Source organism: Shinella sp. 1A1 (genome assembly GCF_055379515.1).
Genome location: NZ_AP039671.1, coordinates 2,924,841 through 2,951,455 on the forward strand (window position 1 = coordinate 2,924,841; position 26,615 = coordinate 2,951,455).

Sequence of the window (26,615 nt, forward strand, 5' to 3'; positions counted from 1 at the left end):
GCAAGCTCCGGCCCATTCGATTCAATCGCTACGTGCTCTGGTGCGCAGGTTTACAGCCCGTTGCTCCACGAGACGATACGAGCGATGAAATCGGCTTCCGTCTCTTTCAAGCGCGTCACCGGCACCACCTGCTCCATCTCGCTGTGAGCTTTAGGAAGAACAAGCACATCACCCCATCCAACGCGCCCACGCTCAACCGATTTCAACGCGTAACCGGTTGCCCGCTCTACCGTCCTTTCAACCGGCATGACATGGAGGCGAGTCAGCGAGCGCCCGACAAGAAACTGCTGAGGATTCTCCTCGACTATCTGTTCGAGCCGCTTGCCCGTTCGAGCCGTCGGCGGCACCAAGACCATCGCGTGCAAGTGCCTACCTCCATTCGCGAGGATTTCGGCAGCCGTCAGACCATCTATCTTCATCACGGGCCAATCAGAGCAGCTCAGCCATAACGGCATTTGCTCCAATGGTGTCCTGTTCGGTCTCTTAATCAGGCGCGTTAGAATCCTCGAATACAGTATCTCTGCGACCTTATTCATCTGGCGGGCGATGGATTCTTCGCTTCCCTTCAGTGTCTTGAACATGAGCGTCAACATGTAGGGTTCGTCACCCCGTAGTAGATATGGTTGAATAAACTCCTGTATCGCTTCCATAGGCACAGGGTTCAACTTCATACTATTCACCTCTATATGCTGGTTATGTTGAATGGGTGGTGCATGACAGGCATAGGGGTCCTATAGGCGTGCTCGTGCATATGCCTGAATGGTTCGCATATGCGTTCCACGCAGGACATTCCGCTCCCGAAGGAACGGCAACGTGAGTGGGGCAATTCCCCGATCACGTCATTCGCGGGCAATTCCCCGAATGCGGCATTCGCTAAAATGAATTGGCGTTTGCGTAGGTTGTTTACCGACACCCGCAGTGCGACTCCGAGGGACGGCCGAACTGTGATTGTGGTCGAAAGGCCGACCCAACAATTCCATGCTGAACCGCGGACCGAGAAAATCGTGCGCTCCGGTCCACCAACGGATCATCTTTCCGCATACGCCAGCGCAAGACAAAAGCTAATATATTGATTTTTCTTCTTTTTTGTCGTATAAACGGCTCATTCGATGACTTTCGTGAGGCACACATGCAACTGACTTTCTGGCCATCGCCGCCGCCCGATCACATCGATGTCACCGTCCCCATGAGCGCCGTTTCGGCGCTCTTTTCATTTGAGGAGAAGCCCATGCACAGCCAGCCCTTTGAACCCTCGACCAGCGTCATCAAGAAGGTCACCCTGCCTCATGTTTCGATCCTGAACGGACCGCGCCCGCCGGCCCCTGCCAAAGCCGGCAAAGCCAAGCCGCAGACCGACGTTGCCGCCAGCGCCAAGCTCATCCTTGTCGGCCTCGACGATCAGGCAAAGCCGCATGCCGCATGGTTCCCCGAAGAACAGGTCGATGCGGCAACCCTTGCCGCCGACCTCATGGACATGGCGTCGATTGCGGTCGAGGACGACGAGTTGGCCGGCATCGCGGGTCTGCTGCCCAAGGGCAAGCTCTTCGAAAGCGGCAAGGCCTTCGTGCCCTTCACCAAGCGGGAGACCTATGATCGGCTCGCCGCCTATCTCGATGACGACTACCTCGCGGCCACCGCCATCCGCATCGAGGCCGCGAAAGCCGCCGCTGCGGAGAGCTATGCCAAGGCCAGCAAGGGCGAAGCACCGCTGCATGTGCCGGAAGACTGGTCGAAGCTGGCGGTGGGCGATCTCGTGCTTGCGACGGAAGACCCTGCCGATGGCTGGTGGGCCTGCGAGATCATCGAAGTTCTCGACAATGATCAGGTTCGCCTGCGCTGGCGCGATTTCCCTGATGAGCTGCCCGTCACCAAGCGCTTGGCGGATCTCGCCCTCGTTCATCCGCAGTGCACGCACTACTGAGAGGAGGCGGGCGATGCAGTTCTCCGACATCATTCCCCTTGCGCTGGAAACCGGACGGGAACGGCTCAACCGGGCCGACACGATACGCCGGCTCAACGACACCTTCCGCCGCACCTTCGTCAGCGGCCATGTCGTTGCCACGCGCGGCGTCATGCTTCTTTCGCCCGACGATCGGTGCGGACTGTTTCATGCGGTGCGGGAGTTCGATCGCTTCAACCCCGAAGACGATCCCTATGGTGAGCATGACTTCGGCGCGCTGACCTACAAGGATGTGCGGTACTTCTGGAAGATCGACTATTACGACCTCGATCTTCGCTACGCCTCACCCGATCCGGCCGACCCCGCCTTCACCGTTCGCGTCATGACGATCATGCAGACGGGCGAATATTGATGACGCCCTTTCCCTCAACCTTCCACCCCAGCAAGCCCGCCTCGTTGCGGGCTTCTTCAATTCAGGGTCTTAGGTTTCCGGCCGGCCTTCAGTTTCGCGGGAGCGTCCTCGTTCGGATCGACATCCCGAAACAGCGCCGACACCCGCACGCCCAGGACATTCGCAAAAGCCTCCAAGGTCGAGACCGTAACGTTCTCCGAGCCGCGCTCGACGCGGCCGACATAGGCCCGGTCGATGCCGGACTCCAGCGCCAGCCTTTCCTGCGAAAGGCCCTTTTCGACCCGAAGGCGGCGAAGGTTCCAGCCGATGATGCTGCGCGTGTCCATGGCGGACACATGAGCCACATCAGATGCTTGACAATCGACGGACTGTCAGTCTCCTATTACTCAACCCCGACACGAACAGGAAGCCAATCAGAATGAACGCCTACGTTGACGCCATGCGCCGCTATTTCGATTTCAGCGGCAGGACCAGCCGCGCGGAGTTCTGGTATTTCATGCTGGTCGTCACGGGCATGGGCATCCTTGCCCTGATCATCGACCTTGCTCTTGGCAACGGCCAGAACAGCCCCCTGTATGTCACCGCACTCTGGGCGATCCCGCACTACATTCCGATGCTCGCCGCGGCTGTTCGTCGTCTGCACGATATCGATCGGACAGGCTGGTGGGTGCTGATCGGCGTGATTCCGCTCGGGCAGCTGGTCCTGCTGGTCTTCTACTGCCAGCCATCAACGCTGGAGGCAAACCGCTTCGGTTCGAGGCAGGCCGGTGATGGTGCGCAGCCGATCACAGCGGCTCACAGGCAGACGAACATGGCGTCGGGCACCCTCAGCCTCGAACAGCTTGAACGTCTCGCCGCTCTGCGCGCTTCCGGCGCGATTGATGAAGCCGAATTCCAGCGGATGAAGGCCGAGACCCTTCCAACCAGCCGGGCTTAACGCTCCCGCCACTCAACGAAACCAGCGCCACGGCGCGGCCATGGAGCCAGCCGGCGCGACCATCATCAATACGACATCAAAGGAAGGACTAATATGAAAATCGCTATCGGTATTATCGGCATTATGCTCGGAGTCTTGGTGCTTCTGCAGTCCTGCACGGTCGGAACGGCCTCGCACATGCTGGGCGACACGGCCACGGGGGACGCTGGATCGCTTGGCATTCTGGCCGGCCTGCTGATGTTCATCGGCGGAGCCTTCGCCTTCGGCCTGCCGATCGTCTCGACCATCACCTTTGCGCTCGCCGGCCTCATCGCCTTTGCCGGATCGGCGGAATTCCCCGACCTGAAGGTTTGGGGCTTTGTTGCCCTCGCCATGGCCTTGATGGCGTTCTTCGCATGGCGCTCGGCCAAAAAGAAGAAGGTGGCGGCATGACAAGGATAAGCTGGCTGCTGGTAGCCGCATGTAGCGTCGCTACGCTCCATGGCAGTGCCGCCATTGCCGCTGATCAGGTTTTCTACAGCAGTCCGCAGTGGCAAGTCGCTCTCGTCGACACCTATGCATCCACGGGTGAGGCACCGTATTGCGCGATCCGAACGACCTCATGGTCGTCCAAGCAGGTCTCGATAGAGATGCCCCTGCAGGGCGTTGATGAAATCGGAATCGCCGTGCGCGTTCAGAAGGACGGATGGAAATTACCGGTCGACGGCAAGACGGACTTTGGTTTTGTCGTCGGCCCCATCGGCTCGAGATTCACCGCAAAAGCCGTCAATGAAAACACGCTTTACTCTGTGTTCGATCCCAAGGCTCCCAGCGAGGGATGGTTTCTGTTCGACCGCGTCGTCGGAGGAATCTTCAGCGACCGAAAGCCCTTCGCCCTACAGGTGGTGTTCCAAGGCAACGAGAAGCCTTGGTCGGTTTCCAACATAGACCGGTTTCAGGCTCATCAGGTCAGCACGGCTTCGCGCGAATGCAAAGCAGCGCTGAACCAGTTGGGACCGACGATTTTCGGCAGCGCGTCAGAAGCTGAAGACACGTCCCCCTTTGGCGACAAGCAGGATGACAAGGCGGGCTCCGCTGGCGTTGCTGAGGATATGGCCGAGGGAAAAGATCAAATGACGGGTGAGCCGAACCGTTCCACCGATGGTGACGCAGCGGACCGCTGGGTGTTCACTCACCACGAGGAAGACTGGGGTAACGTGTGCGTCGTCGAGGTGAAGAGGGATAATCTCCAGATCGGTTTCATGGCCACACCCGGCTTGGAAAAGATCGCCTATATCGAGGGCCTGGATGTCCAATCTGCGAATGCAGTTTGGCAGGTAGACGCCAACAAGGCGTACCCCCTCAGAGGCGAACGCAGCGACTATTTCGGCTTCCTTGCATTTGATGTTCCTTCGCCGAATTTTATCGAAGAGCTGATGCAGGGTACCACGCTCAACATCTCGGTGATCGGCAAGGCCAAGTATGCAATCGACGTTTCTTCCGCTCGTAAGGCGTTTACGCAGTTCGTTGATTGTCATTCTAAGGGTGGGGTAACAGCAAAAACCGGGGTGGCCGCGTCTGCCACAGCGTGTTTGGATGTTCGCGATCAAGCTCAGTTGGTTTTCTCCGGCCGGTTGACGCAAAGCGTATTTCCAGGGCCGCCAAACTACGAATCCATCGACGCCGGCGACAAGGCCGAGACCGCTTTCCTGTTGGGCTTGACCCAGCCTATCTGTGCTTTCGGAGACGAGTTTCTTTCCTCTAATGAGGAGATCAGCACGATACACGTCTATTCGGACGACCCGCAGACCGCTGCCGAGCTGGAGCGGCTGGCCGATCAAGAGGTGCGTATCGTTGGCTCCGAAGCTTTTGGTTCGCATACTGGACACCATCGAGCACGGCTGGTGGTCCGCGTCAGGTCCGCAGAACCACTCCAACTCAACCGATGAATGAAGTGCTGGGTACCGTGCTTGGTCGGGGCGAGGACAAGTCCACGCGGTGGCTTCAGAAACCAGTCAATGCTGGCTTTGTTCTGAGGAGCCATGCTCATGCCACTGCTGGAGGCGTGGAAGCGATTCAGCCCTCCTTAGCGCGATGTAGATTCCGCGGAGGGTGAGTTGACTCCACCGCGAAACGGAACATATTAAGAACAAACGGCCGTGCCGGCCGCTCACTTTAATCCGACTTCCCCCGCCCCGACTGTGGTATCTCACGGGAGAGTAACGACGTGCGCCCGCTCGAAAGAAAATATGAGAACCCAAGCGAGATCGACGATACGCTGGCATGGCACGACGGTGACGCCCGCGCTGCTATAGCCACGCTTCTTGCCGATTGCGCTTATCTACGTTGGCAACTCGACCTAGCGAAGCGGGCTATGAGCCATGGTTTCAGCAGAGGTTGGCACCCCAAGCTAGAGCGCGATTGAATGTAGTAATCTCTGGTGCCGGACGGTGAGACTCTAATGTCCCACTTGGCAAACGCAGGTGCTACCTTCGGTAATCGCCCTCAGTGGTGTAGGCGGCCTCCGCACGTGCTTTGATGCGTGGGATACGGTAACAAGGGACAACAACAGGTGGATCGTTAGGAAAATGCCGCGATGACGCTTTTCTACGCTGTATCCGCTGCGGGAATCATATCGGCAATCCTCGCTGTATCTCGCCCCACAATATGGGCGATGCTCCTTGCTGGCAGCATGAATATTGCGGCGGCCATCTTGGCATGGAGTGTCTATTTCACCGCTGAATAATTCCTCGCGATGTCATCTCTTTACCGTTTACGAATATACAACTCATGCTACAGTCGCCTTGGGATGAAGAGGACGCTGGGATGCAGAAATCAAACGACAACGCCGACAGCGCACTCTGGCTGAAAATGCGAGAAACAGCCGAGCGAATGATGAGGGCCGGAAAACCTGCTGCTGAAGCAAAAGAGGCCTTAATCGAGATCATGCAGGACCACTTTGATCCCGCCACGAAGCCTCTGGCCTCGTCGTCTCCACGCCCTACAAAAACCAACCATTAACAATCAATAATTGTCAGGGCGACAATCCTAACGCAACGTAAGCTGCTCAACGGAGGCCGGCTTCATGCCCCATCGCACCAAGAAGGACGCCCAGGTGAGGCTTGATCTCGGCGTGGCCCGAGTTAGCGCCCTCGAAGGGGATACCTCCCGGGAATCGCTCGAAGCGCTCAAGACGCATCTTGAGAATGTCGATGCGCTTGAGCGCTCAGAAAAGCTTGCGGCAAACGATGAATCTGCCGGCCTCGCCCGCAAGAAAACCTGCGAGTAGATAGGTAACCGCATTACCGGCCACGGTGCTTCTGAGCCTGCTTTACACCGGTCTGCAGATCAAGGACGTGGGTTCGCGTCATGTCGAGAAGGTGAGCGAGAAACCAGTCAACCTCCGCTGCCTGACTGTGCATGTCCTTCAAAAGCGAAGCCTGGAAGGCAAACACTTCCTCTGCAGTAGGCGCAGCACGTTCTCGTGGCTGGCCCCCGACCCTTACCTGTTTAAGTCTTGGCATCTCATTCATTTTTCCCTCCTCGGAATAGCGAGATCCGACAACTTTAACGGTACAGGAGACCTAACAGTCATCAATTCCGATTAATGAAGGATGAAATATTGCACGCATAGGGATTGTAATAACGCGCGACACAACTATCGTATACAGATGCGCCAAAGTTTCGTTAACAATATGAGGATGCGAGCAAGCTTACCCGGACTTAGAACTTAAAAGTCACACCAATCCGAAGGTCACTTGTCCGAAGATTGATCCTGCTCTCCTCCGCAGGAAAACCCCGGATGTCATATCGCGCCTTGCCGAAGTCAGTATATCGGTACTCGAGACGCGTGCTGACCTTCTCCGTGATGGCATACTCAACACCAGCACCGACAGTCGCGCCCCCATGGACCTTTGATCCCGGTAATGGAGGCGTTGCGCCATAATCAGGGGTAAACTCATATTTTCCGAAGGCATAGCCCGCCGTCACGTAAGGCATAAAACGATCGACAGCGACGCCGACCCTACCCCGAATCGAACCGCTCCACGGCATATCTGCATTTACAGTATTTCCAGGAAGGCTGAGAGCAACAGTGCCGCTTGCGATATTGGCGCGGTTATAGTCTGCTTCAACGCCTAGAACGATGGAATTGGAGAGTTGGTAGTTATAGCCAATGTAGGCTCCCCCAGCGAAGCCTGTGGGGTCAATCGAATCGGAAAAGACGTCTGGCATTCCAGTCGCACGAAAATATGCCCCACCGGTCGACCTTCCCCATGTATGGCTAATCTGCCCACCCACGTAAAAGCCCGACCAGCCGTCGGATGCCAATGGGACACCTGCATCCTCAGCCAACGCCGAAGTTGCAGCAACGGCAGCCATCATCGCTGCGAATACTAGCCTGTTCATGTCTGTCCCCGAATGCGGTGCAGGGAACATACCCACAAACATTCAGTTGTCCATAGGATCGCCAGCTTGAGATTTGCATGTTCGCTTGCGCTATCAGTTGGGAGAAATACAGCTTCTAAGAGAACCGTATTTTATGTATTGATGATTTACCCTGAGGTGGCGATGCGCGCCTACGGCGCAAACCCGCCTCTAATGAAGAAGACATCAATCACGGTGATGATGTCGCCGATGATGAGGCGGTTGGGCTTGCTTTGAAGGCCGAAGCTAATTGACCGGATCCGACCTTATTGTCAGCCTTTCGCAGATTCCCCGACGCCACCCGTAATCCGCCGTCTGCTCGGAAACCACGAACGGCAGACCTAAGTGACGGATCGCCAATGCTGCGTAGCATGGTGCTGTGCGATAAGGCACCTGCAATGACTTGCCGATTGACGTACTTGAAAGCTTCAGCGAATTGAAGACTATTAGAGGCAATCTGATCGAATGGATATTAAGTGGTTGCCTAATTCTGGAAAGATGATGACCAAGTTATCGCCCGACGCCTTTTACGAGCTTCCCGCTCGCAACCGGGGTGAACTTATCGCTTTCTGGGGGAAGGCGGACAAAGCTGTCGACACAAGCTCGGGCTTTTCAGGTGAAATTGTTTTTCTCGATAATGGCGAGGATGTTCTTCCTCGCTTCACCTGCGCCAAATTCCCGCGACAGAGCAAAGACCTTTCGCCAAACCTGCGTGCGGAGCGCTTCCTGCGCGAGCTCAGGCTGCAGGCAGCAGCGCATTATCACCCTAATGTACATTGGCCGTTTAAAGTGATCCTCATCCTGGGTGTGCCGGTTGCTTATTTTCGCCGCTGGGAAGGCGATTTATCCGACTTTATAGAAGATTCCCATTGGGGTGATCTTGGGCGCTTATCGCTGCTGATCCAACTCGCAGCAGGTCTGGCGCATTGTCATGCTCGCGGATTGGTTCATCAAGACCTGAAGCCGCAGAATGTTTTCGTCCGTGATCTGCAATCGAGCTTTAAACTTCCACCGACTGATTTGTGGTTGCGCCCCTTGGTTGCAGATTTTGGCAGCGTAAATGTTGCAGCTGACTTTGGCACTTTTAGAGGTTCGCGCCCATATATGGCACCCGAGCAATGGCACAAGACTGAGCTTGGCGAATGGACCAGCGTATTCGTGCTTGGAATCATGCTTCACGAGCTGATGTCGCGCGGCTTCCACCCGATAGGCGAGCGCAGCAGCGATTGGCATCGCCGCATGAATCCCGGCTTTAATCGCTGGCAGCAGAACGATCACTGGCGTAAATGGGCGATAGCCGGCTGTCCGATCGCACAACGGCTTTCGGAGCCCGGTTTAGCAGATTTGGTGGCTTCTTGCCTCACCACATCGCCCAGTGAACGGCCGCCGTTGCGCGCGGTCCAGGCAGCGCTGCTCGATATGCTGCACCGCCGATCGCCAAGCGCGGCGCAACAAGTGAGTCTTTTTCTGCACATCGCCGAGATCGAAAGTGAAGCGGAAGAGTGGCAGCACCTCAAGAGCAGTATCGACGGCCTAGAGCGCGCTATGAATGAGCACTACCCGCGCCACAGCACATGAGCCTTGACTTTACTCATTCGTTGCTATTTCGCAGGCTGGCGGCTGAACCGGCTCGCTGACCACCTTGAGGGCAGGTTTCCGGGGTTACCACTCTAACCCGCCATTCTCCTTCCCACCCCAGATTAGCCGTTCGCAGCTCACGAAGGGGACGCAAGAAGTGGCCCCACTCGAGCCGTTAACCCGGATTCTGTCACGCGCTGCAAGTTGACAATGGGAGCGGACCGACGGCTATGCAGAACTGTGACACTGGGAAAGCCAGTGCACTCAAGTTCTGAAAAGCACGTGAGACTACGAATTCTTTGGGTGCTCCAACATCCGGCGAACCACTCTTGCCTATTTGGCGCACTTCTAGGCAATTATTATCAGACTGACTCGGTGCTTTGTTGGGGACGCTGCCGGTATGATCGACCATATTCAACTTCTAAGGAATGTCGGCCAATTCGATAATCTCAACCCTCCGGCGCAGACGGCGCTCTCGCCTTTCACCTTGATCTACGGGGAAAACGCTCGCGGCAAGACCACACTGGCGGCGGTGCTGCGGTCTTTAGCGACCGGTAATCCCAGGCTCGTTCTCGAGCGCCACCGCCTCGGCGCACAGCATCCGCCACACGTGGTGTTTCGCCACGCCGGAGGAGCCGCCGTTTTCCAGAACGGGGCTTGGTCGCACCCGCTGCCCGATGTTGCGATCTTCGATGATGCTTTCGTATCAGCAAATGTCTGTTCGGGAATCGAACTTCAAACGGCGCACCGCCAAAAACTGCATGAGCTAATTCTGGGCGCGCAGGGCGTTGCGCTCAGCGACGCACTGCAGGGGCACATTGCCCGAATCGAGGAACACAACGTTGCCCTGCGCCAGCTCGCCGAAGCGATACCTCCCGGTGCCCTTGGCCCTTACAAGGTTGACGCCTTCTGCGATCTCGAAGCCGACGCGGAGATAGACCGGAAGATCCAGGAAGCGGAGCGCCGGCTGGCTGCGGCCAAGTCGGCCGGTGCGATACGGCAACGACCGGGATTTCAGGCGATCCGCCTCCCGGATTTCGACATTGACGGCATCGATGGCGTCCTGAGGCGCACTCTCGCCGATCTTGAAGCCGCCGCCGCCGAGCGTGTGCGCAGCCACATCGGCAAGCTGGGGCGTGGCGGTGAAAACTGGGTATCCGAGGGGATGGCGCTTATAGCGCCCGCCTCGGAGGGACACGAAGGGGAAGTCTGCCCGTTCTGCGCCCAAGGCCTCGCGGGTTCCGACCTGATCGCTCACTACCGCGCTTATTTCAGCCAAGCGTATGAGGATCTAAAGGCCACCATACGGCAGACCGGAATCGGGGTACGCGATGCCCATGGCGGTGACATACCTCCAGCCTTCGAGCGGGACGTGCGTACAGCCGCGCAGGCGCATGAGTTCTGGAAGGACTTCGCAGAGCTGCCGGCAATAGACATCGATACTGCGGCAGTAGCCCGGCAATGGAATGCCGCCCGCGAGGCAGTCCTCGAACAGCTTCGCGCAAAGGCCGCTTCGCCCTTGGAAGCGATGACGCTCACACAGGAAACACGGCAGTCTATCCAAGACTATCGAGCGCGTGTCGCCGAGGTGGCGGCGCTTTCCGAGCGTCTGGTCGGTGCCAATACCAAGCTGGAAGTTGTCAAAGAGCAAGCTGCCGCAGACGACCTTTCTGCATTGCGCACTGACCTCGCCAAACTGAATGCGCAGAAAGCGCGATTCGAGCCGGAAGTGTCGCCTCACTGCGCGAACTATCTGACAGAGAAGGCGGCGAAAAAGGCAACCGAGGCGCTGCGAGCGCAGGCCCGCGCAGCCCTCGACCAGTATCGGCAGCAGATTTTCCCTGCATTTGAGGCGGCGATCAACGACTACCTGCGCCGCTTTGGTGCGTCGTTTCGCCTGGGGGAAGTTCAGTCGGTCAACAACAGGTCGGGTTCGTCGGCGTCCTACGTCGTCGTCATCAATCAGCAGATTGTTGATGTCACGGCCGACGCAGGCCCGTCCTTCAGAAACACCCTAAGCGCGGGAGATCGAAATACCCTCGCCCTCGCTTTCTTTTTCGCTTCGCTGGAACAGGACCCGAATTTGGCGAACAAGATCGTCGTAATAGACGATCCGATGACAAGCCTTGACGACCATCGCACTTTGCGAACCCGCGAGGAAATCATGGCGTTAGCCGCAAGGGTTCGCCAGGTGATTGTGCTCTCACATTCAAAGCCGTTCTTGTGCAGCCTCTGGGAGCAGGCTGACAGAAACGGTTCCGTCGCCTTGAGGATCAACAGGGCAGCGGTCGGCTCTGAAATCACCGTTTGGGATGTTCGTAGCGACAGTATCTCCGAGCACGACAAGCGCCATGAACTCGTCCGAGGGTACCTACAGGTTGCCAATCCCGCACGGGAACGCGAGGTAGCACAGTCTTTAAGGCCGATACTGGAGTCGTTCATGCGTGTGGCGTACCCGGAGCAATTTCCGCCGGGTATGCTTCTTGGACCGTTTATTGGGATATGCGACCAGCGCGTCGGTGGGCCTAACGAAATACTCTCGACAGCTGATATCGCCGAACTCAGACTGTTGCTCAACTACGCCAATCGGTTTCACCACGACTCCAACCCGGCCTGGCAGACGGCTGCGATCAACGATGCAGAGCTATCGGACTTCTCACAGCGGACGCTGATCTTCGCGTCGCGGCGCTAGAGCAGTTGCCCAGTAGCTTCGCCCAGCCATAGTCCTTTGCACAATTTTCCTCTTGTAAGCCGCTATTCCGCTTTCCACCCCAAGCTAGCCCTTCAGCCCGCACAACCCGAGCGGCAAGTTTGTCGAAAGCTTCTGGTCCGTACGGGCGGCTGAGATGAGGTACAAAGCGGTCAAGAGTCGTGTTGCTTGCCCGAATATGCTGTAACGCGAAGGTATGCCCTCGCGTGACAGCTTTGGCGTTACGCTCGCCGCCGTCACATCTGGGTTGATGTTGGCTATTTGTGACAGGGTAGCCTCGGGCCTAAAGGTCGAGGTTACACCTTAATTGTCGCGTGTGATTGACAGCACCATTATATCCTATTATCTGGATATATGGATAATATTATAGCAATAGCGGCGCTCGGCGCCTTGGCCCAAACCACACGGCTAGAGACATTCCGGCTTCTCGTGCGGCACGAACCCAGAGGCATTCCGGCTGGCGAACTTGCCCGCCTCCTCGACGTGCCGCAGAATACCATGTCGGCACATCTCGCGACGCTTTCGCGGGCCGGCTTGGTGACGAGCGAGCGGCAGAGCCGGTCGATCATCTATCGGGCAGACCTCAACGGTCTTCGTGAACTGACGCTATTCCTCCTCAAGGACTGTTGCGGCGGATCGACGGAGCTTTGCGCCCCAATCATTGCCGAATTGGCTCCCTGCTGCGCTCCGGGGGCAAAGCTATCATGAGCGCCATCAGCCTCAAGCAGATTGCCGGGAACGATCCAAAGGCCATACGGTGCACTCATTGGGGTGTTGAGGACACGGCCACCGTTGCAGGATCCAAAGTCGAGATCCAGTGCGCCTTCGCTCGGTCAGCCCGTTTCCTCAAGAACCGGATCGGAGCTTTCGTCAGCCTGCCGCTGGAATATATCGACCGCATGGCGCTCGAAACGAGGCTTCGCCAGATCGGCGCGATGGAAGGTTCGACTTCATCGCAGGGAAAGTCCGCCTGATGTCCACGTTCGAACGTTATCTGACCATCTGGGTGTTCCTGTGCATCGTCGCCGGTGTTGCCCTCGGCCATGTCATGCCCGGCGCCTTCCAGATCATCGGCACGGCCGAGATCGCCAAAGTGAACATTCCCGTCGCGATCCTGATCTGGCTGATGATCATTCCGATGCTGCTCAAGATCGATTTCCGGTCTCTCGCGCAGGTCGGCACCTATTGGCGCGGTATCGGAGTGACGCTGATCATCAACTGGGCGGTCAAGCCATTCTCGATGGCATTGCTCGGCTGGCTGTTTATTGGCTGGTTGTTCCGCCCCTACCTGCCTGCCGACCAGATCGACTCCTATGTCGCCGGGCTGATCATTCTCGCCGCGGCTCCCTGCACGGCCATGGTGTTCGTCTGGAGCAATCTCACGCGCGGCGAACCGTTGTTCACACTGTCGCAGGTCGCATTGAATGATGCCATCATGGTCGTCGCCTTCGCTCCGATCGTTGGCCTACTGCTCGGCCTCTCCGCCATCACCGTGCCGTGGGATACGCTCGTTCTGTCCGTCGCTCTCTATATCGTCGTGCCCGTTATTATCGCGCAGATCATCCGCCGCCGGCTCACGGCCGATGGAACGACGCGGACACTGGATGGCGTGCTTGCCAAGCTGCAGCCGATCTCGCTGGTGGCGCTGCTCGCGACGCTGGTTCTGCTCTTCGCCTTCCAAGGTGAGCAAATCATCGCCCAGCCGGGCATCATCGGCCTATTAGCCGTTCCAATCCTGATTCAGGTCTATTTTAACTCCGGGCTCGCCTATCTTCTCAACAGGATCGCGGGCGAACGGCACTGCGTTGCCGGTCCGTCGGCGCTGATCGGCGCCAGCAATTTCTTCGAACTGGCAGTTGCCGCCGCTATCAGCCTGTTCGGCTTCCAGTCGGGCGCGGCTCTCGCCACTGTGGTCGGCGTTCTCATCGAAGTGCCGGTCATGCTGTCAGTCGTCTGGATCGTGAACCGCTCGAAAGACTGGTACGAGGCCGCCCCCACTGTCTCCCGAACCACCGCTACCGAAAGGCGCTGACATGGACGCCACGATCTACCACAACCCCGCCTGCGGAACATCTCGCAACACGCTGGCGCTGATTCGCGCGGCCGGAATTGAACCTGTTGTAATCGAGTATCTGCAATATCCGCCAACGCGCGAGCATCTTGCGACGATGATCGCGGCCGCCGGGTTGACGGCCCGGGAAGCCATTCGCGAGAAAGGCACGCCTTATGCCGAACTCGGTCTGGACAACCCGGACCTGACGGACGAGCAGTTGCTCGACGCGATGATCGCGACGCCGATCCTGATCAATCGCCCCTTCGTCGCGACTCCCCTCGGCACCCGGCTCGCGCGTCCATCCGAGGTCGTCCTCGACATCCTGCCAGATACGTTCAAAGGGCCATTCTTCAAAGAAGACGGTGAACAGATCCTCGACCAGGAAGGAAAGCGCATTGCCTGACACATTCCCCGCTTTGCAGGGCGATCACCTGTATTCGACCGACCTCAACTCCCTGCACCCTGCATTCTCGACGCACAGGCCGCGGATTCTGATCCTCTACGGCTCGCTACGCGAGGTTTCCTATAGCCGCCTGCTCGCGTTCGAGGTTCGCCGGCTGCTCGAACGGCTTGAATGCGAGGTTCGCATGTTTGATCCCAAGGGTCTGCCGCTCCCCGACGAGGCGCCGGCGAACCATCCGAAGGTACAGGAACTGCGCGATCTCTCGCAATGGTCGGAAGGGCAGGTCTGGGTCAGCCCGGAACGCCACGGCGCGATGACCGGCATCATGAAGTCCCAAATCGACTGGATACCGCTTTCTGTCGGCTCGGTCCGGCCGACGCAGGGCAAGACGCTCGCGGTCATGGAGGTTTCGGGCGGTAGCCAGTCCTTCAACGCCGTGAACCAGATGCGGATCCTCGGTCGCTGGATGCGGATGATCACCATTCCGAACCAGTCCTCGGTCGCGAAAGCCTATCAGGAGTTCGACGCCGATGGCCGGATGAAGCCATCGTCCTATTACGACCGGGTGGTGGACGTCTGCGAGGAGCTGGTGAAGTTCACCTTCCTGACACGGGATGCGTCCGCCTATCTCACCGACCGCTACAGCGAGCGCAAGGAACAGGCGGCCGAACTTGAGAAGCGCGTGTCGCTGCAGTCAATTTGACGGACTCGGGGTGGCGACGAGCGTTCGCTTAGTCGCCATCGCAACCGCGCCAAAGGCCGCGATGCCCACGGAACCGAGAGCTGCGCTTAGAATAAGCGATGCACCGATGCCGAACTGCTCCATCGTCGCGGCGAAGGCGAAGGGGGCCGCAGCGCCAGCAGCCAGTCTCGCCGCCGCCATCTTGCCAGTGAGCGCGCCATATCCATCCGAGCCGAACAGGTAGAGCGGCAAGCTGCCCTGTGCGATGCTGTTGATGCCTGATCCGAGGCCGAGGCAAATAGAGAAGGCGACCGCGCCGGGGAGCCAGTTGCCGGACAGCGCAAGGATGATGACGCTCAGCACCATGAAGACAGCGGAGAGAACCGCAAGGCCCGGCGGGGCGAGCCGAGTGCCGAAGATCATGTTGACAAGGCGGCTGAGGACCTGTGCCGGGCCGAATAGGGAGCCGATGACGACGGCGGCGCTTCCGAAGCCAAGCGTTCCGAGCATTGGCACCATATGCGCCAGCATCGCGCCAAGGGTGAAGCTGAGCAGCGCGAATGCGGCCGACACGATGATCACCGCACCGCGCCGACGCTCGCGCGGAACAGCCCCGACGACAGGCTCGCGCATGGGTCTTTGCCCGCCGGCCGCAGCCACCTTTCCTTTCCGCATGATCCAGACGTGGAACGGCATGCAGACGACAAGATTGAGCCCGGCATAGACGAGATAGATTTCCCGCCACGAGAGATAGCCGAGCAGCGCCGTGGCAATCGGCCAGAAGATCGTCGAGGCGAATCCCGCAATCAGGGTGAGATAGGTGATGCTGCGTGATGCTGACCGGGGATCGGCCTCAACCAGTGCCGCGAAAGCGGCTTGGTACTGGACCATGCCGGACGATATCTCCAACAGGACGATGGCCAGTGCAAAGATCGCGACCGATGGCGACCAAGCGCAGAGGATCAAGGTCAAGGCGGACAGCACCGAGCCAATCGCCATGACGGTCGATGCGCCGACGCCATCCATCTGCCGACCGATATAGGGCGCCGAGAGACCACCGACGAACAGTGACGCGGAGAAGATGGCAAACACCTGCGCAACGCTGATGCCGAGATCCGCCGCCATGCCGGGCGCCAGAATGCTGAAGCTGTAATATAGGGTGCCGTAGCCGATGATCTGGGTCAGGCCGAGCGCGGCAACGATGCCGACGGGAACGTTTGGATTACGCAACGATGTCGCCCTCGCTCCGGACAGCATCTGTCTTGCAGCAACCATCGGGCCGCTGCACACCCTCGCGGATCATCGGATGACCGGCGCAGCAATCCTCCATCAAGAACTTCACGAGGTCGGCCAGCGCGTCGTAGCTGGCGCTATAGACGATCGAGCGGGATTCCCGTCGCTGCGTGATAAGGCCCGACCGTTCCAGTTCCTTCAGATGGAAAGACACATTCGACGGCGAGACGCCCATGCGCTCGGCAATGAGGCCGGCGGCCAACCCAGCCGGTCCGGCGACGACCAGCGTACGGACGATGGCGAGGCGCGTCTCCTGCGACAGAGCTGCGAATGACGTCAGGGCTTGGCACTCGTCCATACTTCAATAATCCTTGAATAATTTAAGTATCTCACGTGACAGCAATCGACAAGGTTCCGACATCACACTTGTCCAGTTTCTCGATGGGCTAGCGGCCGCGCCAGAAGCGCCGCTGGTGTTTGGCTATAAGGGCATCTGGTGATGGCTACATGTTACGGAGGTCAAAGCAGGCGCGTCTTCTACGAGCGACCAGACGGCGCATTGCTGTCATTCAGAGGACGAGGCCAGTATGCGGTAAACCTGCATGCGGGAGCAGGACACCCTCTCTGCGATTGCAGAGACGCCTTGGCCCTCATGGTGAAGTTCTTCAACCAATGCCCGATCGATACGTTGGCGACCGCCTTTGTAGGCGCCAGCGGATTTGGCTCGCTCGATCCCTTCCCTTTGCCGCTCTTTTATGAAGCGACGTTCCATCTGCGCGACCATGCCAAGAACCGTCAGAATGACGTGCCCCATCTCTCCTCGGGTGGACACATGAGGATCGAGCACCGTCACGAATGCGCCTCGCTCCTGACACTCGTGCACGATGTTCAGAACGTCGCGCGTATCGCGTCCAAGCCTATCTAGCCGGGTCACGACCAGCTCGTCACCAAGGCGTAGGAACTCTAAAACTGTCGAGAGCTCGTTACGGCCTTCGCGGCTTGCGCCCGACATTTTTTCTGACCGAATGATTTCACAGCCCTCGGCCCGAAGCCGGTCAAGCTGTCCTTCTAAATCCTGATCGCCTGTACTGACGCGCGCGTAGCCAATTCGTGCCATGTGTGTAACCTCGACCTTTAGGCCCGAGGCTACCCTGTCACAAATAGCCGACGTCAACCCAGATGTGACGGCGGCGAGCGTAACGCCAAAGCTGTCACGCGAGGGCATACTCCCGTGTTACAGCATGCTTAAGCCCCCATCACCGCGCGATAAAGAGGCCGCCAACAATCCCCATTGCCGATGATCACTTCAATGCGTCAATACTCGTTAGACATAAGCCTGTGCTTGAGCCTTCCTGCTTATGCCGAGTGTCCGGTCGAAATGGGGAGGGGAGGCAATTCACAGCGAGAGCATGCAAATAAGCCGCCCGCAGATTGTTGTCACCGCAATTCTCATCACTCTGAGCGTGGATAACGATATGACCTTCGCACAGGTCGAACGGGTAGTAATTAGATATCGGGTGAAGATTTTTCAGAATGCGAACGCATGGCGCATTCAAACATCCGGTTGCGCAACCGCCTCAACGCCTCTAAGTATGCAATGTTCATAACTGTGATTCAAAGTTCACTGTAGTGAACAATTGATGCTTTCCAATCGGAGATCAGCGATGCGAGCAGATGTGTAGCAAGCGGAAGTTCGGGCGCTGGCAGGCCGATGGCCTTTGCCCGTCGTGACCAAAGCGCACTTCGTCGCCTCACGCAGAACTCCCGAGACAATAGAAGGAGACTTGGTTTGCGGGAAACAGTGATAGTTGAGGATGCGGTCAAGCCGGCGGGCCACTATTCACATGCCGTGGTCAGCAATGGCTTGGCGTTCGTATCGGCACAAGGTCCCGTGGACGCACGCACGGGAGAGATGCCCGAGAGTTTCGCGGAACAGGTACGGCAGGTATTGCGTAACTTGGATGTCATCCTTCGCGGCGTCGGAACCGAGTTGAAACACGCCGTCAAGGTCAATGCCTATCTGGACGACCTCGGCAATTTCGCCGAGTTCAATGCAATCTACAGGGAGTTCTTTCCTGGCATGCCTCCTGCCAGGGCAGTCATTGGATGCCAGTTGATCGACGACATGGTGGAAATGGACTGTGTCGCGGCTATTCCGTCGAAATAGGCGGAGCGATGTCCCAACGCTACGAGCCAGCCGCCTATTCGGCCGCGCTTGGCACGGCGGCCATGGAAAGCCGGTCGGCGCTCGTTCTGAGGTGCCGCACAAGCGCCATGACCTCGTCAGCCGTCCGATCGATCGTCACCACGGCGCAGAGCGTTGCCATCGCCTTGCCGCTCGCATCCCGGATCGGGGCGGCAAGGCATTTGGTCAGGTTGTCGATGAGTCCCGACGTTATGGCGTAACCTGCCGCGCTGGCGGCGGCCACGCCGCGGCAGAGCTCATCGACGCCCACCTCATGGCCATTCGGCAAGATGAAATCCTCTGGCGGGATAAGATCGACGATCTCCTGACGCGACAAGCCTGCGAGAAGGAGGCGACCGGATGCCGTCCACGGAATGGGCAGCCTGACGCCAACCTCGGAGCCGATTCGAAACATGCGCGCGCCCGTCTGCGCATATACGATTGCGTATTTGTTCCCCTGCAGGGTGCAAAATTCGAATGTTTCCCCGAGCTGCTGCGCCAAACGATCGACTTCGTCGCGGGCCCGGCGCATGAGGTCGTTCCGCCTGAGATAGTCCGCGGCATAGAAATGGATTGCCCGGCCGAAGAAGATTCGGCCGCGCGGCCCATAGTCTTCCAAGATGTCCGATTTTATGAAGCGCTTGACGAACTTGTAGATCGTGGAGCGTGGCGCATCGAGGCGTTGCGATATTTCCGCAATCGACAACGGTTCTCCCGCCTCATGCAGACACTCCAGGATATCGATCGCGCGATCGATACCGCTTTCACGCTGCTTGTCTTTCTGTTTCACGGACGTCGTCATGCGTCTCCACGGCTTTGCTTTGCGGCGCCTGGGGCGGCTCGACAGTTTCATGATACCCGACGCAACCTTCTACGCAGGAACATGGTTGGTGTCACCCCCGAGAGCCAAGATATCCGCGGCTAGGACACCGCGTTTTGCGCGTCGTTCTTCGTCATATGCTCGTAACAAAAATTTGCCATTGTCATATCTGTGCACATTGGTCTACTGTAGTGTACTTTCTGAAGCGGCGTTGGTCGAGAGAGCGTGGGGGGGTGTCATGGCGAGCAAGACGTATCTGTCTTCATGGGGCGGGGTTGCTCCGGTAGGGATGGGAGGCTGACATGTCGCCCAACATCGATGCTGCGGAATTCGCGCAATTGGACCGTATAGGCTACCTGGATATGGCAGCCCTGGGCATTCCACCCGCTTCGGTTCGAAAAGCCATTCTGGCTCAATTCTCCGAATACATGACATGTGGGACTAGTGCGCGCGAAGAGTACCGGCCCGATGAGATCGTCCGCCGTGCCGAGGCTTCGGTACGGGGCTTTCTGGGCGTATCGGCCGGTCGAAGCTTCGTTGGCTCCACCGCAATGGCGGCCACGGATGCCGTCCTGCAGGCTATGCCGGCCGGGCGCGGCTCCGTCGTATGCTGTGCTGACGATTATCCCGGCCTCGTGACGCTTGCCGGCCGTTATGCCGCCCGCACCGGCCGCGATCTGCGACTCGTTCCCGCCGTGCAGTGGACTGCCTCCGACCTGCTGGCGCATGTCGATGGCGAGACGTCGGTCGTCCTCGTCAGCCAGGTGCATTGGATCACCGGAGCGGTGATCGACTTGGCTCCGCTCGTCGCCGCACGCCGTGATCTCGGCTTCACACTGGTCGTCGATGCGTCCCAAGCGATGCCGATTGTCCCGACGGGCGCGCAGATCGAGGAGATCGATGTTCTCGTATCCGTTGCCCACAAATGGTTCTGCGGCTCTCCGGGAGCGGCAATCGTCCACTTATCGGCGCAAATTGTCGACCGCCTTGGCAAGCTGCTGGACAGCGATCTTTGGCCGGTAGTGCCCAGTAATCAGAGCTATACCTCCATGTTCGCGCTTTCGGAAATGATCGAATGGTATGACGAATACGGCTTGGATAACATTCGTCAGCGCACGCTGGTGGCGGCCCGGACAGTTCGCGAGGTGGCCCTACAGCATGGCTGGTCGCTGATCGCCGGCAGTTCCAATATCCAGCAAAGCGGGATCGTCACCCTTTCCATTCCCGAAGCGCAGGCGCTTGAACTGTCGCAACGTGTTCGCGCCGAGGGGCTTTATCTTTCGGCCCGTGGAGCGGGTCTGCGTCTTTCTCCTCATTTCACCCTTTCCGGTGAGGTCGCCGAACAGGCGATCAAGACAATTTCCTCTGCCGCTCAACAACTGCAATCTTAACCTCCAGGAGAGCTTCCATGTCTGCAAGCATGTCAATTCGTTCGACTATCTCCATCGCCCTTTTCCTATCCATCACGAGCGCCGCTCACGCTCAGGAAGTTCCTGAATTGAAGGCTATGTTGCCAGACAACATCCAGAAGGCAGGCGTCATCCAGATTGCATCCGAATTTCCTTTTCCACCTTATGAATATTTCAATGCCAACAATGAAATGACAGGCGTTGAATACGATCTGATGCAGGAAGCGGGCGCTATTCTTGGCGTGAAATTCAACTGGAACAAGCAACCGTTCGATGGAATTATTCCGGGTCTGGCCGCCGGCAAATACGATATCGCATTGTCGGCTTTTACGGACACGCTCAACAGGCAGAAGGTCGTCGATTTCATCGACTATTCCATTAGCCAGAACGCAATGATCGTCCCCAAGGGCTCCGACGTGAAAGGCAAGCTGGATATCTGCGGTAAGCGGATGTCGACCCAGCGCGGAACCAATGGTGAAAAGGAAATTACGGACCTGAGCGCCGAATGCGTGAAAAGAGGCAAATCACCAGTCGAGGCAGTCGTGTTGCCTTCTGGCAGCGATGTACATCTGGCCGTCAAGGCCGGTAAGGCAGATGCCTCCACCAACGAGGCAGCAACTGCAGCTTACATCGCCCAGACAGTCGACGGTGGCAACGCGTTTGACGCAGTCATCTACACCGATCTTGATAACCAGCAATCGTCTATCGGCATCGCCGTTCCCAAGGGGAGCGAGCAGTTGCGGGATGCGATCCAGGCGGCTTTGCAACGTCTTGTCGACAACGGAACCTACAAGACGATCATGCAGAAATACAACATTGAGCCCCTGAGCGTAGAGAAGATCGAGATCAACACCGCGAAGGAATAACGCCGCCGGTGCGCCAGCGGGATCGATCACAGAGGGTAATGTCGATGGACACAGACAAGATGCGGGAACTGGCTGTGGTCGTACCGCACAAACATTGGGGAAGGCGCGTTGCCGCGTGCCTTCTCATCCTGAGCGTCGCATTCGTGGGATATTCCGTCGCGACCAATCCTCGCTTCGAGTGGAGCGTCGTGGGGGAATACCTTTTCCATCCCGATATTCTGAGCGGCATGGTGGTGACGGTCGAATTGACGGTCCTGGCGATGATCATTGGCACGGTGGGGGCTGTCATGCTGGCCCTGATGCGCTTGTCCGGGAACCCTGTTCTAGTGATTGCATCATCTGCCTATACGTGGTTCTTCCGCGGCACGCCGCAGCTCGTGCAGATCATCTTCTGGGGCTTTCTCGGTGCGTTGTATCCTAGGATATTCCTCGCGATACCGGGAACGGACATCGTCTTCTTCGATGCGCCGACCAATGCGGTCATCGGCGCTTACGTCGCCGCCCTCCTGGGACTTGGATTGAACGAGGCGGCCTACGCCTCCGAGATCGTCCGTGCAGGCATTCAATCCGTGAACCCCGGACAGGTCGAGGCAGCGCAATCTCTCGGTCTGACGCCGTCGAGAGCGATGGTGAAGATCGTTCTGCCTCAAGCAATGCGTGTCGTGGTACCGCCACTGGGGAACGAGGTGATCGGTATGCTCAAGACAACCTCCCTGGTCTCGGTCATCGCTGGCAGGGATCTTCTTACGAATGCTCAGGCAATCTACAACAACACCTATCAGATCATACCGCTGCTCATCGTTGCGAGCATCTGGTATCTGATCATGACCTCGGTCCTCAGTGTGTTGCAATCGCAGCTCGAACGCCGGTTCGCCAAGGGGACCAGGCGGCCCGAAAATCCTTTCATCAGTCTTTTCAAGGCCAACGCTCTCAGGCGCCTTCAGCACCGCGCGATCCTGAACGACCGGCTGGCAAATCCGTCGAGCTACAGGATCGGAGCGGAACAATGAGCCATAGCGACTCAACACCATTCCTGCGGATCGAAGGCGTTCATAAATTCTATGGCGCCGATCATATCCTGCGCGGGATCGACCTTTCCGTGAAACGCGGCGAAGTCGTCTGCATTCTCGGCAGAAGCGGATCGGGGAAATCGACGCTCCTGCGCACGGTGAATGCACTGGAATCGATTACCGCCGGCCGCGTCCTCCTTGACGAGGCATTGATAGGCTACCTCGAGAAAGATGGCTGCCTCTACCATTTGCCGGCTGATAAGCTCGCCCAACAGCGCGCCCGGATCGGGATGGTGTTCCAACATTTTAATCTTTTCCCTCACATGACCGTGCTGGAAAACATCACGATGGCGCCGCAAATCGTCCTGAAGCAGAAGCGCACGGACGCCGAGACCGAAGCCTTGGAGCTTCTTCGGAAGGTGGGGCTGGCAGACAAGGCTCACGCCTATCCCGCCTCGCTGTCCGGGGGACAGCAGCAGCGGGTGGCGATCGCTCGCACGCTGGCCATGCGCCCGGAACTGATCCTGTTCGACGAGCCGACCTCGGCGCTCGACCCGGAGCTGGTTGGAGAAGTGCTCGGTGTCATGCGACAGCTCGCATCAGAAGGTATGACGATGTTGATCGTGACGCATGAACTACGGTTCGCACGCGATGTCTCGCACACGGTCGTGCTCATGCATGAAGGCCGGATTGCCGAGAGCGGCCCAACGTCGAAGGTAATGACGACGCCTGAAACTCCCGCGGCAAAGACGTTTTTCGCAACGTTAGCCTGACGAGCCCCGCCGTCGATCGATGCCGCTCCCGTAAGCCGGTCATGCACGATATTGGAGAGTACAGGATGGTTGACGAGACCACTAACCGGGAATGGGCGGGCTTTGCAGAAGCTCTGGTCGATGACGCCGCAAAAATCAGCATGTCCTGGTTCCGCAAGGCATTGGATGCGGAACTCAAGGCAGATTGCAGCCCGGTCACCCAGGCCGATCGCGAGATCGAGTCGTCGATTCGAAAGAAGATCGCTGAACACTACCCTGATCATGGGATACTAGGCGAAGAGTATGGGCGCCTGAATCTGGGGGCAAAGTATACATGGGTTGTCGACCCGATCGACGGAACAAGGAGCTTCATCACGGGGTGGCCCATCTGGGGAACACTTGTCAGCCTTTTGCGAGATGACAAACCTGAACTCGGCTTCATTGATATGCCAGCACTTGGAGAGCGCTGGAAGGCGATACAGGGGAGTCCGACGCACTTCACCTCTGCCCGAGGAAACGTTGAGGCCTGCCGGACAAGTGTGTGTCGCCATCTGGAAGGCGCCCGGTTCTATACGACCTCGCCATTTTATTTCGAGGAAGTCGATCGGGCAAAAATAGAGAAGATCGCCCGCTCTTCTGCGACACCCCGTTTCGGCGGCGATTGCTACAGTTACGGATTGCTGGCCTCTGGACATGTGGATCTAGTTATCGAGGCGCTTCTGCAGCCGTTCGATTACTTCGCCTTGGTGCCCATCGTTGAAGGTGCCGGCGGCGTCATCACCGACTGGGACGGTCAACCCCTCACGATAGCATCAGACGGTCGTGTCATCGCGGCGGCTACACCGGACCTGCATGCTCAAGTTCTCCATATGTTGCAGAGTTAAATGGGCGACAAATCTACCTCAATTTATTAACTGTGTGAGCTGCCCATCGCTCCAAAAGGCTTCGCCGCTGCTCAAGATAGTCGGTGCGCCGGTATGCGCGTTCCACCTTACCGCCTACGGCATGCCCCAACGTCGCTTCCGCAACCTCATAAGGCGTATTCGTTGTCTCGGCGATCCAATCGCGCAGGCTGGAACGAAAACCGTGCGGGCGAGCCGCCATCTCGCGACGCTCCATCAACCGAGCCATCGTAGCATCCGAAATTACGCCTTTCCTGATGCTTGGAAAAAGATAGCCGTCGCGAGCGAGCGGCTTCGCCTGCTCGATGAGCGATAGCGCTTCCGGTACGAGCGGGACACGAAAATCGGGTGTTTTGTCTTTGCGCCCCTTCTGCTTTTCACCGGGGATGGTCCAGACATCGCCCTCGATCTGCTCGAGCCGGAGAAAACGTAGAGGCGCCGAGCGGACTCCCGTCAGGATCAAAAGCCGCAAGGCTAGGTGCGTCGTCGTGCCGTCGGAGAGGGAAGCATAAAAAGCCGGCACTTCGGCCCATGGAAGTGCCGGTATATTCTCCGCCTTATGCCTCTGCTGCCCCAGTAGCGCCCTCGCCTTCTCGGTCGCCTGCAAATCCACCTCATGCCCCAAGGCGGCTGCATGACGCAGGCAGATGGCAAGGCGGTTCAGAGCCTTTCGTGCCGTCTCGGCCTTCGAATGCCAAATCGGCAACAGGGTATCGCGGATATCTATCTGGTCGATCTCTCCGACGGGCTTCTTCCCGAGTTTCGGCAGAATGTGAATTTCCAGCGGACTGAACCAGCGGCCGGATTTCCCATCGTTCTTGAGTTCAGCCTTGCGGCTCTCAAAGGCATCCTTGGCCACATCCTCCAGCAAGTGAAGGCGCTTTTCAGCCTGCCGGCGCTCTCGCTCGCGTTCGTTGATCGGATCGAGGCCTTTGGCAACGGCAGAACGCCATTTGTCCGCGGCCTCTCGGGCGTCCTTCAAAGATACGTCCTGAACGGAGCCCAGCCCCATTTCACGGCGTCGGCTATGCATCGTATAACGGAGGACCCATTGGCCCGGTCCCTCGTCTCGCTTGTAAAGCCAGAGACCGCCGCCATCGGATAGCTTACCGGGACCGGCATTCTTTACGGCAAGCGCTGAAAGCTTGTTCAATGCCCTCGTCAATTGATCCCCCTTTTGATCCCCCTTTCGCTTTTCGCTTCAGGTGAACAAAGGCGTACTACAATGGACACGACTTCACAAGAAAATGCAGTGAAATCAGCCGATCATTGCCCTTATTGAGCAAAATTATACCTAGCTGGACAAACATTCAATGCTGGCATGGGGCACCAATTTATAAAATCACCGAGCAATTTCAGGAAATAGCGCCCCTCGGGGGCCGACGGCGAACAACCGTCCCGTGGCAGGCTGCATGGATCCGTTCCGATGGAGGCTTCCGCTCGGAAAGCGTTCTTATCAGAACTTGTAAGCTACACCCAACTTGAATGTCCCAACGGTCAAACTGTCCTTTGTCCCCGCATACCACGAGTTTCCCTGATCATCCGAGAAGTCGAGATCGCGGGTCTTGCCGTAATCGGCGTAAAGGTAGTCTGCACGCATCACCCAGTTTGGGGACAAGCCGTATTCCACGCCTAGCCCCGCAGCCCAGCCTACTCTCGTCTGGGACTTGCTATAGGTATTTCCCGCGATATGCGTCCAACCGTCTTCAAAGTTGGAAAGCGCCACGCCGGCGGTGACATATGGAAGAAAAGCGTCGAAGGCGTAGCCCATTCGCACAAGCGCCGAGCCTTGATTTTTCAGTTTGCTGTAGCCGACGAAATTGGGATCAACACTGCCGGAATTGGTGCGGTGGGGGACATTGTCCGAATCCGCAAAGCTGTACGCGCCGTTGACTTCGACGCCAGCTACGATGTTGTTGCTGAACTGGAAATTATACCCCGCATAAGCTCCGATCCCGGCACCTCGCGGGTCATAAATGAAGTACTCATGGTTGTTTGGGTCAAAGGACGCGTCGTCGTTCCTGGTCGCAGCCTTGCTCCGACTATAGCCGGCATTCAACCCGATATAGAATCCGCTCCAATCATATCGAGCACTTGATCGAACGCTGGCCTGAGATGCTTGGAGTGCAGCGTCGTCAGCGAGAGCATCAGACATCAGCAATGGGAAAAACGCCCCAAGGAGCGGGAGGCGTTTCATTGCGACCCCACGATAAATCCGCACGCGATTCATTTTGCGCCCCAAAATCAGCATCTAAAACCACTTTGGGTATTAACCTTGCCTAGCGCTGACTACACTTCCCACTGCGCGCGAACTGACAGCCTTAAATGGCAGAAGAGGAATCTTCCCCCATCAATGAGA

Annotated in this window: 29 protein-coding genes and 1 pseudogene; 21 read left to right on the top strand and 9 right to left on the bottom strand. The window is 57.8% G+C overall.

Annotation, left to right across the window (positions count from 1 at the left end):
* Window positions 1-50 precede the first annotated feature (50 nt).
* Window positions 51-593 (bottom strand): hypothetical protein, encoded by a 543-nt coding sequence (locus ACZ48C_RS14290; RefSeq protein ID WP_464781502.1) that lies wholly within the window; start codon window positions 591-593, stop codon window positions 51-53.
* Window positions 594-1,069: 476 nt separating this feature from the next.
* Between ACZ48C_RS14290 and ACZ48C_RS14295 the strand changes: the two genes are divergently transcribed.
* On the top strand, window positions 1,070-1,921 hold the full coding sequence (locus tag ACZ48C_RS14295; RefSeq protein WP_464781503.1) for a hypothetical protein: 852 nt from the start codon (window positions 1,070-1,072) through the stop codon (window positions 1,919-1,921).
* Between the two features lie 13 nt (window positions 1,922-1,934).
* The gene (locus ACZ48C_RS14300) at window positions 1,935-2,312 is read left to right on the top strand and encodes a DUF3768 domain-containing protein (RefSeq protein ID WP_464781504.1); all 378 of its coding nucleotides are present in this window, start codon (window positions 1,935-1,937) and stop codon (window positions 2,310-2,312) included.
* A 56-nt stretch (window positions 2,313-2,368) separates the two neighbouring features.
* Here the strand turns inward: ACZ48C_RS14300 and ACZ48C_RS14305 are convergent, their stop codons facing one another.
* Window positions 2,369-2,638, bottom strand: coding sequence for a helix-turn-helix domain-containing protein (locus ACZ48C_RS14305; protein WP_464781505.1), 270 nt, complete (start codon window positions 2,636-2,638; stop codon window positions 2,369-2,371).
* A 92-nt stretch (window positions 2,639-2,730) separates the two neighbouring features.
* Here ACZ48C_RS14305 and ACZ48C_RS14310 point away from each other — a divergent pair, with 92 nt between their 5' ends.
* The 6 genes from ACZ48C_RS14310 (at window position 2,731) to ACZ48C_RS14335 (ending at window position 6,517) form a co-directional block, all read left to right on the top strand.
* Window positions 2,731-3,249, top strand: a complete 519-nt coding sequence (locus ACZ48C_RS14310; protein ID WP_464781506.1) for a DUF805 domain-containing protein — start codon at window positions 2,731-2,733, stop codon at window positions 3,247-3,249.
* Between the two features lie 93 nt (window positions 3,250-3,342).
* Entirely contained in the window at window positions 3,343-3,681 is a 339-nt protein-coding gene (locus tag ACZ48C_RS14315; RefSeq protein ID WP_464781507.1) for a hypothetical protein, read from the top strand.
* Window positions 3,645-5,177 carry a hypothetical protein gene (locus tag ACZ48C_RS14320; RefSeq protein ID WP_464781508.1) on the top strand — a complete coding sequence of 511 codons (1,533 nt, stop codon included), beginning with the start codon at window positions 3,645-3,647 and terminating at the stop codon, window positions 5,175-5,177. The genes ACZ48C_RS14315 and ACZ48C_RS14320 overlap by 37 nt, the downstream gene beginning before the upstream one ends.
* Window positions 5,178-5,824: 647 nt before the next feature.
* A complete protein-coding gene (locus ACZ48C_RS14325; RefSeq protein ID WP_464781509.1) occupies window positions 5,825-5,974 on the top strand; it encodes a hypothetical protein in 150 nt (49 codons plus the stop codon).
* An 80-nt stretch (window positions 5,975-6,054) separates the two neighbouring features.
* Window positions 6,055-6,249 carry a hypothetical protein gene (locus tag ACZ48C_RS14330; protein ID WP_464781510.1) on the top strand — a complete coding sequence of 65 codons (195 nt, stop codon included), beginning with the start codon at window positions 6,055-6,057 and terminating at the stop codon, window positions 6,247-6,249.
* Window positions 6,250-6,313: 64 nt separating this feature from the next.
* Entirely contained in the window at window positions 6,314-6,517 is a 204-nt protein-coding gene (locus ACZ48C_RS14335; RefSeq protein WP_464781511.1) for a hypothetical protein, read from the top strand.
* 434 nt (window positions 6,518-6,951) lie between these two features.
* Here the strand turns inward: ACZ48C_RS14335 and ACZ48C_RS14340 are convergent, their stop codons facing one another.
* Complete coding sequence (locus tag ACZ48C_RS14340) at window positions 6,952-7,635, bottom strand: outer membrane protein (protein ID WP_464781512.1); 684 nt, start codon at window positions 7,633-7,635, stop codon at window positions 6,952-6,954.
* Between the two features lie 483 nt (window positions 7,636-8,118).
* Between ACZ48C_RS14340 and ACZ48C_RS14345 the strand changes: the two genes are divergently transcribed.
* The 7 genes and pseudogenes from ACZ48C_RS14345 to arsH all read left to right on the top strand — a co-directional run bounded on the left by ACZ48C_RS14345 (window position 8,119) and on the right by arsH (window position 15,100).
* On the top strand, window positions 8,119-9,231 hold the full coding sequence (locus ACZ48C_RS14345) for a protein kinase domain-containing protein (protein WP_464781513.1): 1,113 nt from the start codon (window positions 8,119-8,121) through the stop codon (window positions 9,229-9,231).
* 400 nt (window positions 9,232-9,631) lie between these two features.
* Window positions 9,632-11,923 (top strand): AAA family ATPase, encoded by a 2,292-nt coding sequence (locus tag ACZ48C_RS14350; RefSeq protein WP_464781514.1) that lies wholly within the window; start codon window positions 9,632-9,634, stop codon window positions 11,921-11,923.
* Between the two features lie 372 nt (window positions 11,924-12,295).
* Window positions 12,296-12,649 carry an ArsR/SmtB family transcription factor gene (locus tag ACZ48C_RS14355; protein ID WP_464781515.1) on the top strand — a complete coding sequence of 118 codons (354 nt, stop codon included), beginning with the start codon at window positions 12,296-12,298 and terminating at the stop codon, window positions 12,647-12,649.
* A gap of 56 nt (window positions 12,650-12,705) precedes the next feature.
* A pseudogene (locus ACZ48C_RS14360) lies at window positions 12,706-12,915 on the top strand (arsenate reductase ArsC); the annotation flags it as partial.
* Window positions 12,915-13,973, top strand: coding sequence for an ACR3 family arsenite efflux transporter (arsB, locus tag ACZ48C_RS14365; protein WP_464781516.1), 1,059 nt, complete (start codon window positions 12,915-12,917; stop codon window positions 13,971-13,973). The pseudogene ACZ48C_RS14360 and the gene arsB, both read left to right, overlap by 1 nt.
* Before the next feature lies 1 nt (window position 13,974).
* Complete coding sequence (gene arsC / locus ACZ48C_RS14370) at window positions 13,975-14,397, top strand: arsenate reductase (glutaredoxin) (RefSeq protein WP_464781517.1); 423 nt, start codon at window positions 13,975-13,977, stop codon at window positions 14,395-14,397.
* Window positions 14,390-15,100: an arsenical resistance protein ArsH gene (gene arsH / locus ACZ48C_RS14375; protein WP_464781518.1), complete on the top strand. Its 711-nt coding sequence runs from the start codon at window positions 14,390-14,392 to the stop codon at window positions 15,098-15,100. The genes arsC and arsH overlap by 8 nt, the downstream gene beginning before the upstream one ends.
* On the opposite strand, the gene arsK is transcribed toward arsH, so the two are convergent.
* From arsK to ACZ48C_RS14390, 3 genes are all read right to left on the bottom strand, one after another.
* A complete protein-coding gene (arsK, locus tag ACZ48C_RS14380) occupies window positions 15,092-16,336 on the bottom strand; it encodes an arsenite efflux MFS transporter ArsK (protein WP_464782815.1) in 1,245 nt (414 codons plus the stop codon). The two genes, arsH and arsK, sit on opposite strands and share 9 nt — an antisense overlap.
* A complete protein-coding gene (locus tag ACZ48C_RS14385) occupies window positions 16,302-16,670 on the bottom strand; it encodes an ArsR/SmtB family transcription factor (RefSeq protein WP_464781519.1) in 369 nt (122 codons plus the stop codon). Before ACZ48C_RS14385 ends, arsK begins: the two co-directional genes overlap by 35 nt.
* Before the next feature lie 207 nt (window positions 16,671-16,877).
* Window positions 16,878-17,429 (bottom strand): recombinase family protein, encoded by a 552-nt coding sequence (locus ACZ48C_RS14390; protein ID WP_464781520.1) that lies wholly within the window; start codon window positions 17,427-17,429, stop codon window positions 16,878-16,880.
* A 672-nt stretch (window positions 17,430-18,101) separates the two neighbouring features.
* Between ACZ48C_RS14390 and ACZ48C_RS14395 the strand changes: the two genes are divergently transcribed.
* Complete coding sequence (locus ACZ48C_RS14395) at window positions 18,102-18,479, top strand: RidA family protein (protein ID WP_464781521.1); 378 nt, start codon at window positions 18,102-18,104, stop codon at window positions 18,477-18,479.
* A 34-nt stretch (window positions 18,480-18,513) separates the two neighbouring features.
* Here ACZ48C_RS14395 and ACZ48C_RS14400 read toward each other — a convergent pair whose 3' ends face one another.
* A complete protein-coding gene (locus ACZ48C_RS14400) occupies window positions 18,514-19,299 on the bottom strand; it encodes an IclR family transcriptional regulator (protein WP_464781522.1) in 786 nt (261 codons plus the stop codon).
* Window positions 19,300-19,619: 320 nt separating this feature from the next.
* On the opposite strand from ACZ48C_RS14400, the gene ACZ48C_RS14405 reads away from it, so the two are divergent.
* From ACZ48C_RS14405 to hisN, 5 genes are all read left to right on the top strand, one after another.
* Window positions 19,620-20,708, top strand: a complete 1,089-nt coding sequence (locus tag ACZ48C_RS14405; protein WP_464781523.1) for an aminotransferase class V-fold PLP-dependent enzyme — start codon at window positions 19,620-19,622, stop codon at window positions 20,706-20,708.
* A 17-nt stretch (window positions 20,709-20,725) separates the two neighbouring features.
* On the top strand, window positions 20,726-21,592 hold the full coding sequence (locus ACZ48C_RS14410) for an ABC transporter substrate-binding protein (RefSeq protein WP_464781524.1): 867 nt from the start codon (window positions 20,726-20,728) through the stop codon (window positions 21,590-21,592).
* A gap of 44 nt (window positions 21,593-21,636) precedes the next feature.
* Window positions 21,637-22,602: an amino acid ABC transporter permease gene (locus ACZ48C_RS14415; protein WP_464781525.1), complete on the top strand. Its 966-nt coding sequence runs from the start codon at window positions 21,637-21,639 to the stop codon at window positions 22,600-22,602.
* Window positions 22,599-23,375, top strand: a complete 777-nt coding sequence (locus ACZ48C_RS14420; RefSeq protein ID WP_464781526.1) for an amino acid ABC transporter ATP-binding protein — start codon at window positions 22,599-22,601, stop codon at window positions 23,373-23,375. Before ACZ48C_RS14415 ends, ACZ48C_RS14420 begins: the two co-directional genes overlap by 4 nt.
* Window positions 23,376-23,440: 65 nt before the next feature.
* Window positions 23,441-24,238, top strand: coding sequence for a histidinol-phosphatase (gene hisN / locus ACZ48C_RS14425; RefSeq protein WP_464781527.1), 798 nt, complete (start codon window positions 23,441-23,443; stop codon window positions 24,236-24,238).
* Between the two features lie 13 nt (window positions 24,239-24,251).
* On the opposite strand, the gene ACZ48C_RS14430 is transcribed toward hisN, so the two are convergent.
* Window positions 24,252-25,421, bottom strand: coding sequence for a tyrosine-type recombinase/integrase (locus ACZ48C_RS14430; protein WP_464781528.1), 1,170 nt, complete (start codon window positions 25,419-25,421; stop codon window positions 24,252-24,254).
* Window positions 25,422-25,712: 291 nt separating this feature from the next.
* Window positions 25,713-26,507, bottom strand: a complete 795-nt coding sequence (locus ACZ48C_RS14435) for an outer membrane protein (RefSeq protein ID WP_464781529.1) — start codon at window positions 26,505-26,507, stop codon at window positions 25,713-25,715.
* Between the last annotated feature and the right edge of the window lie 108 nt (window positions 26,508-26,615).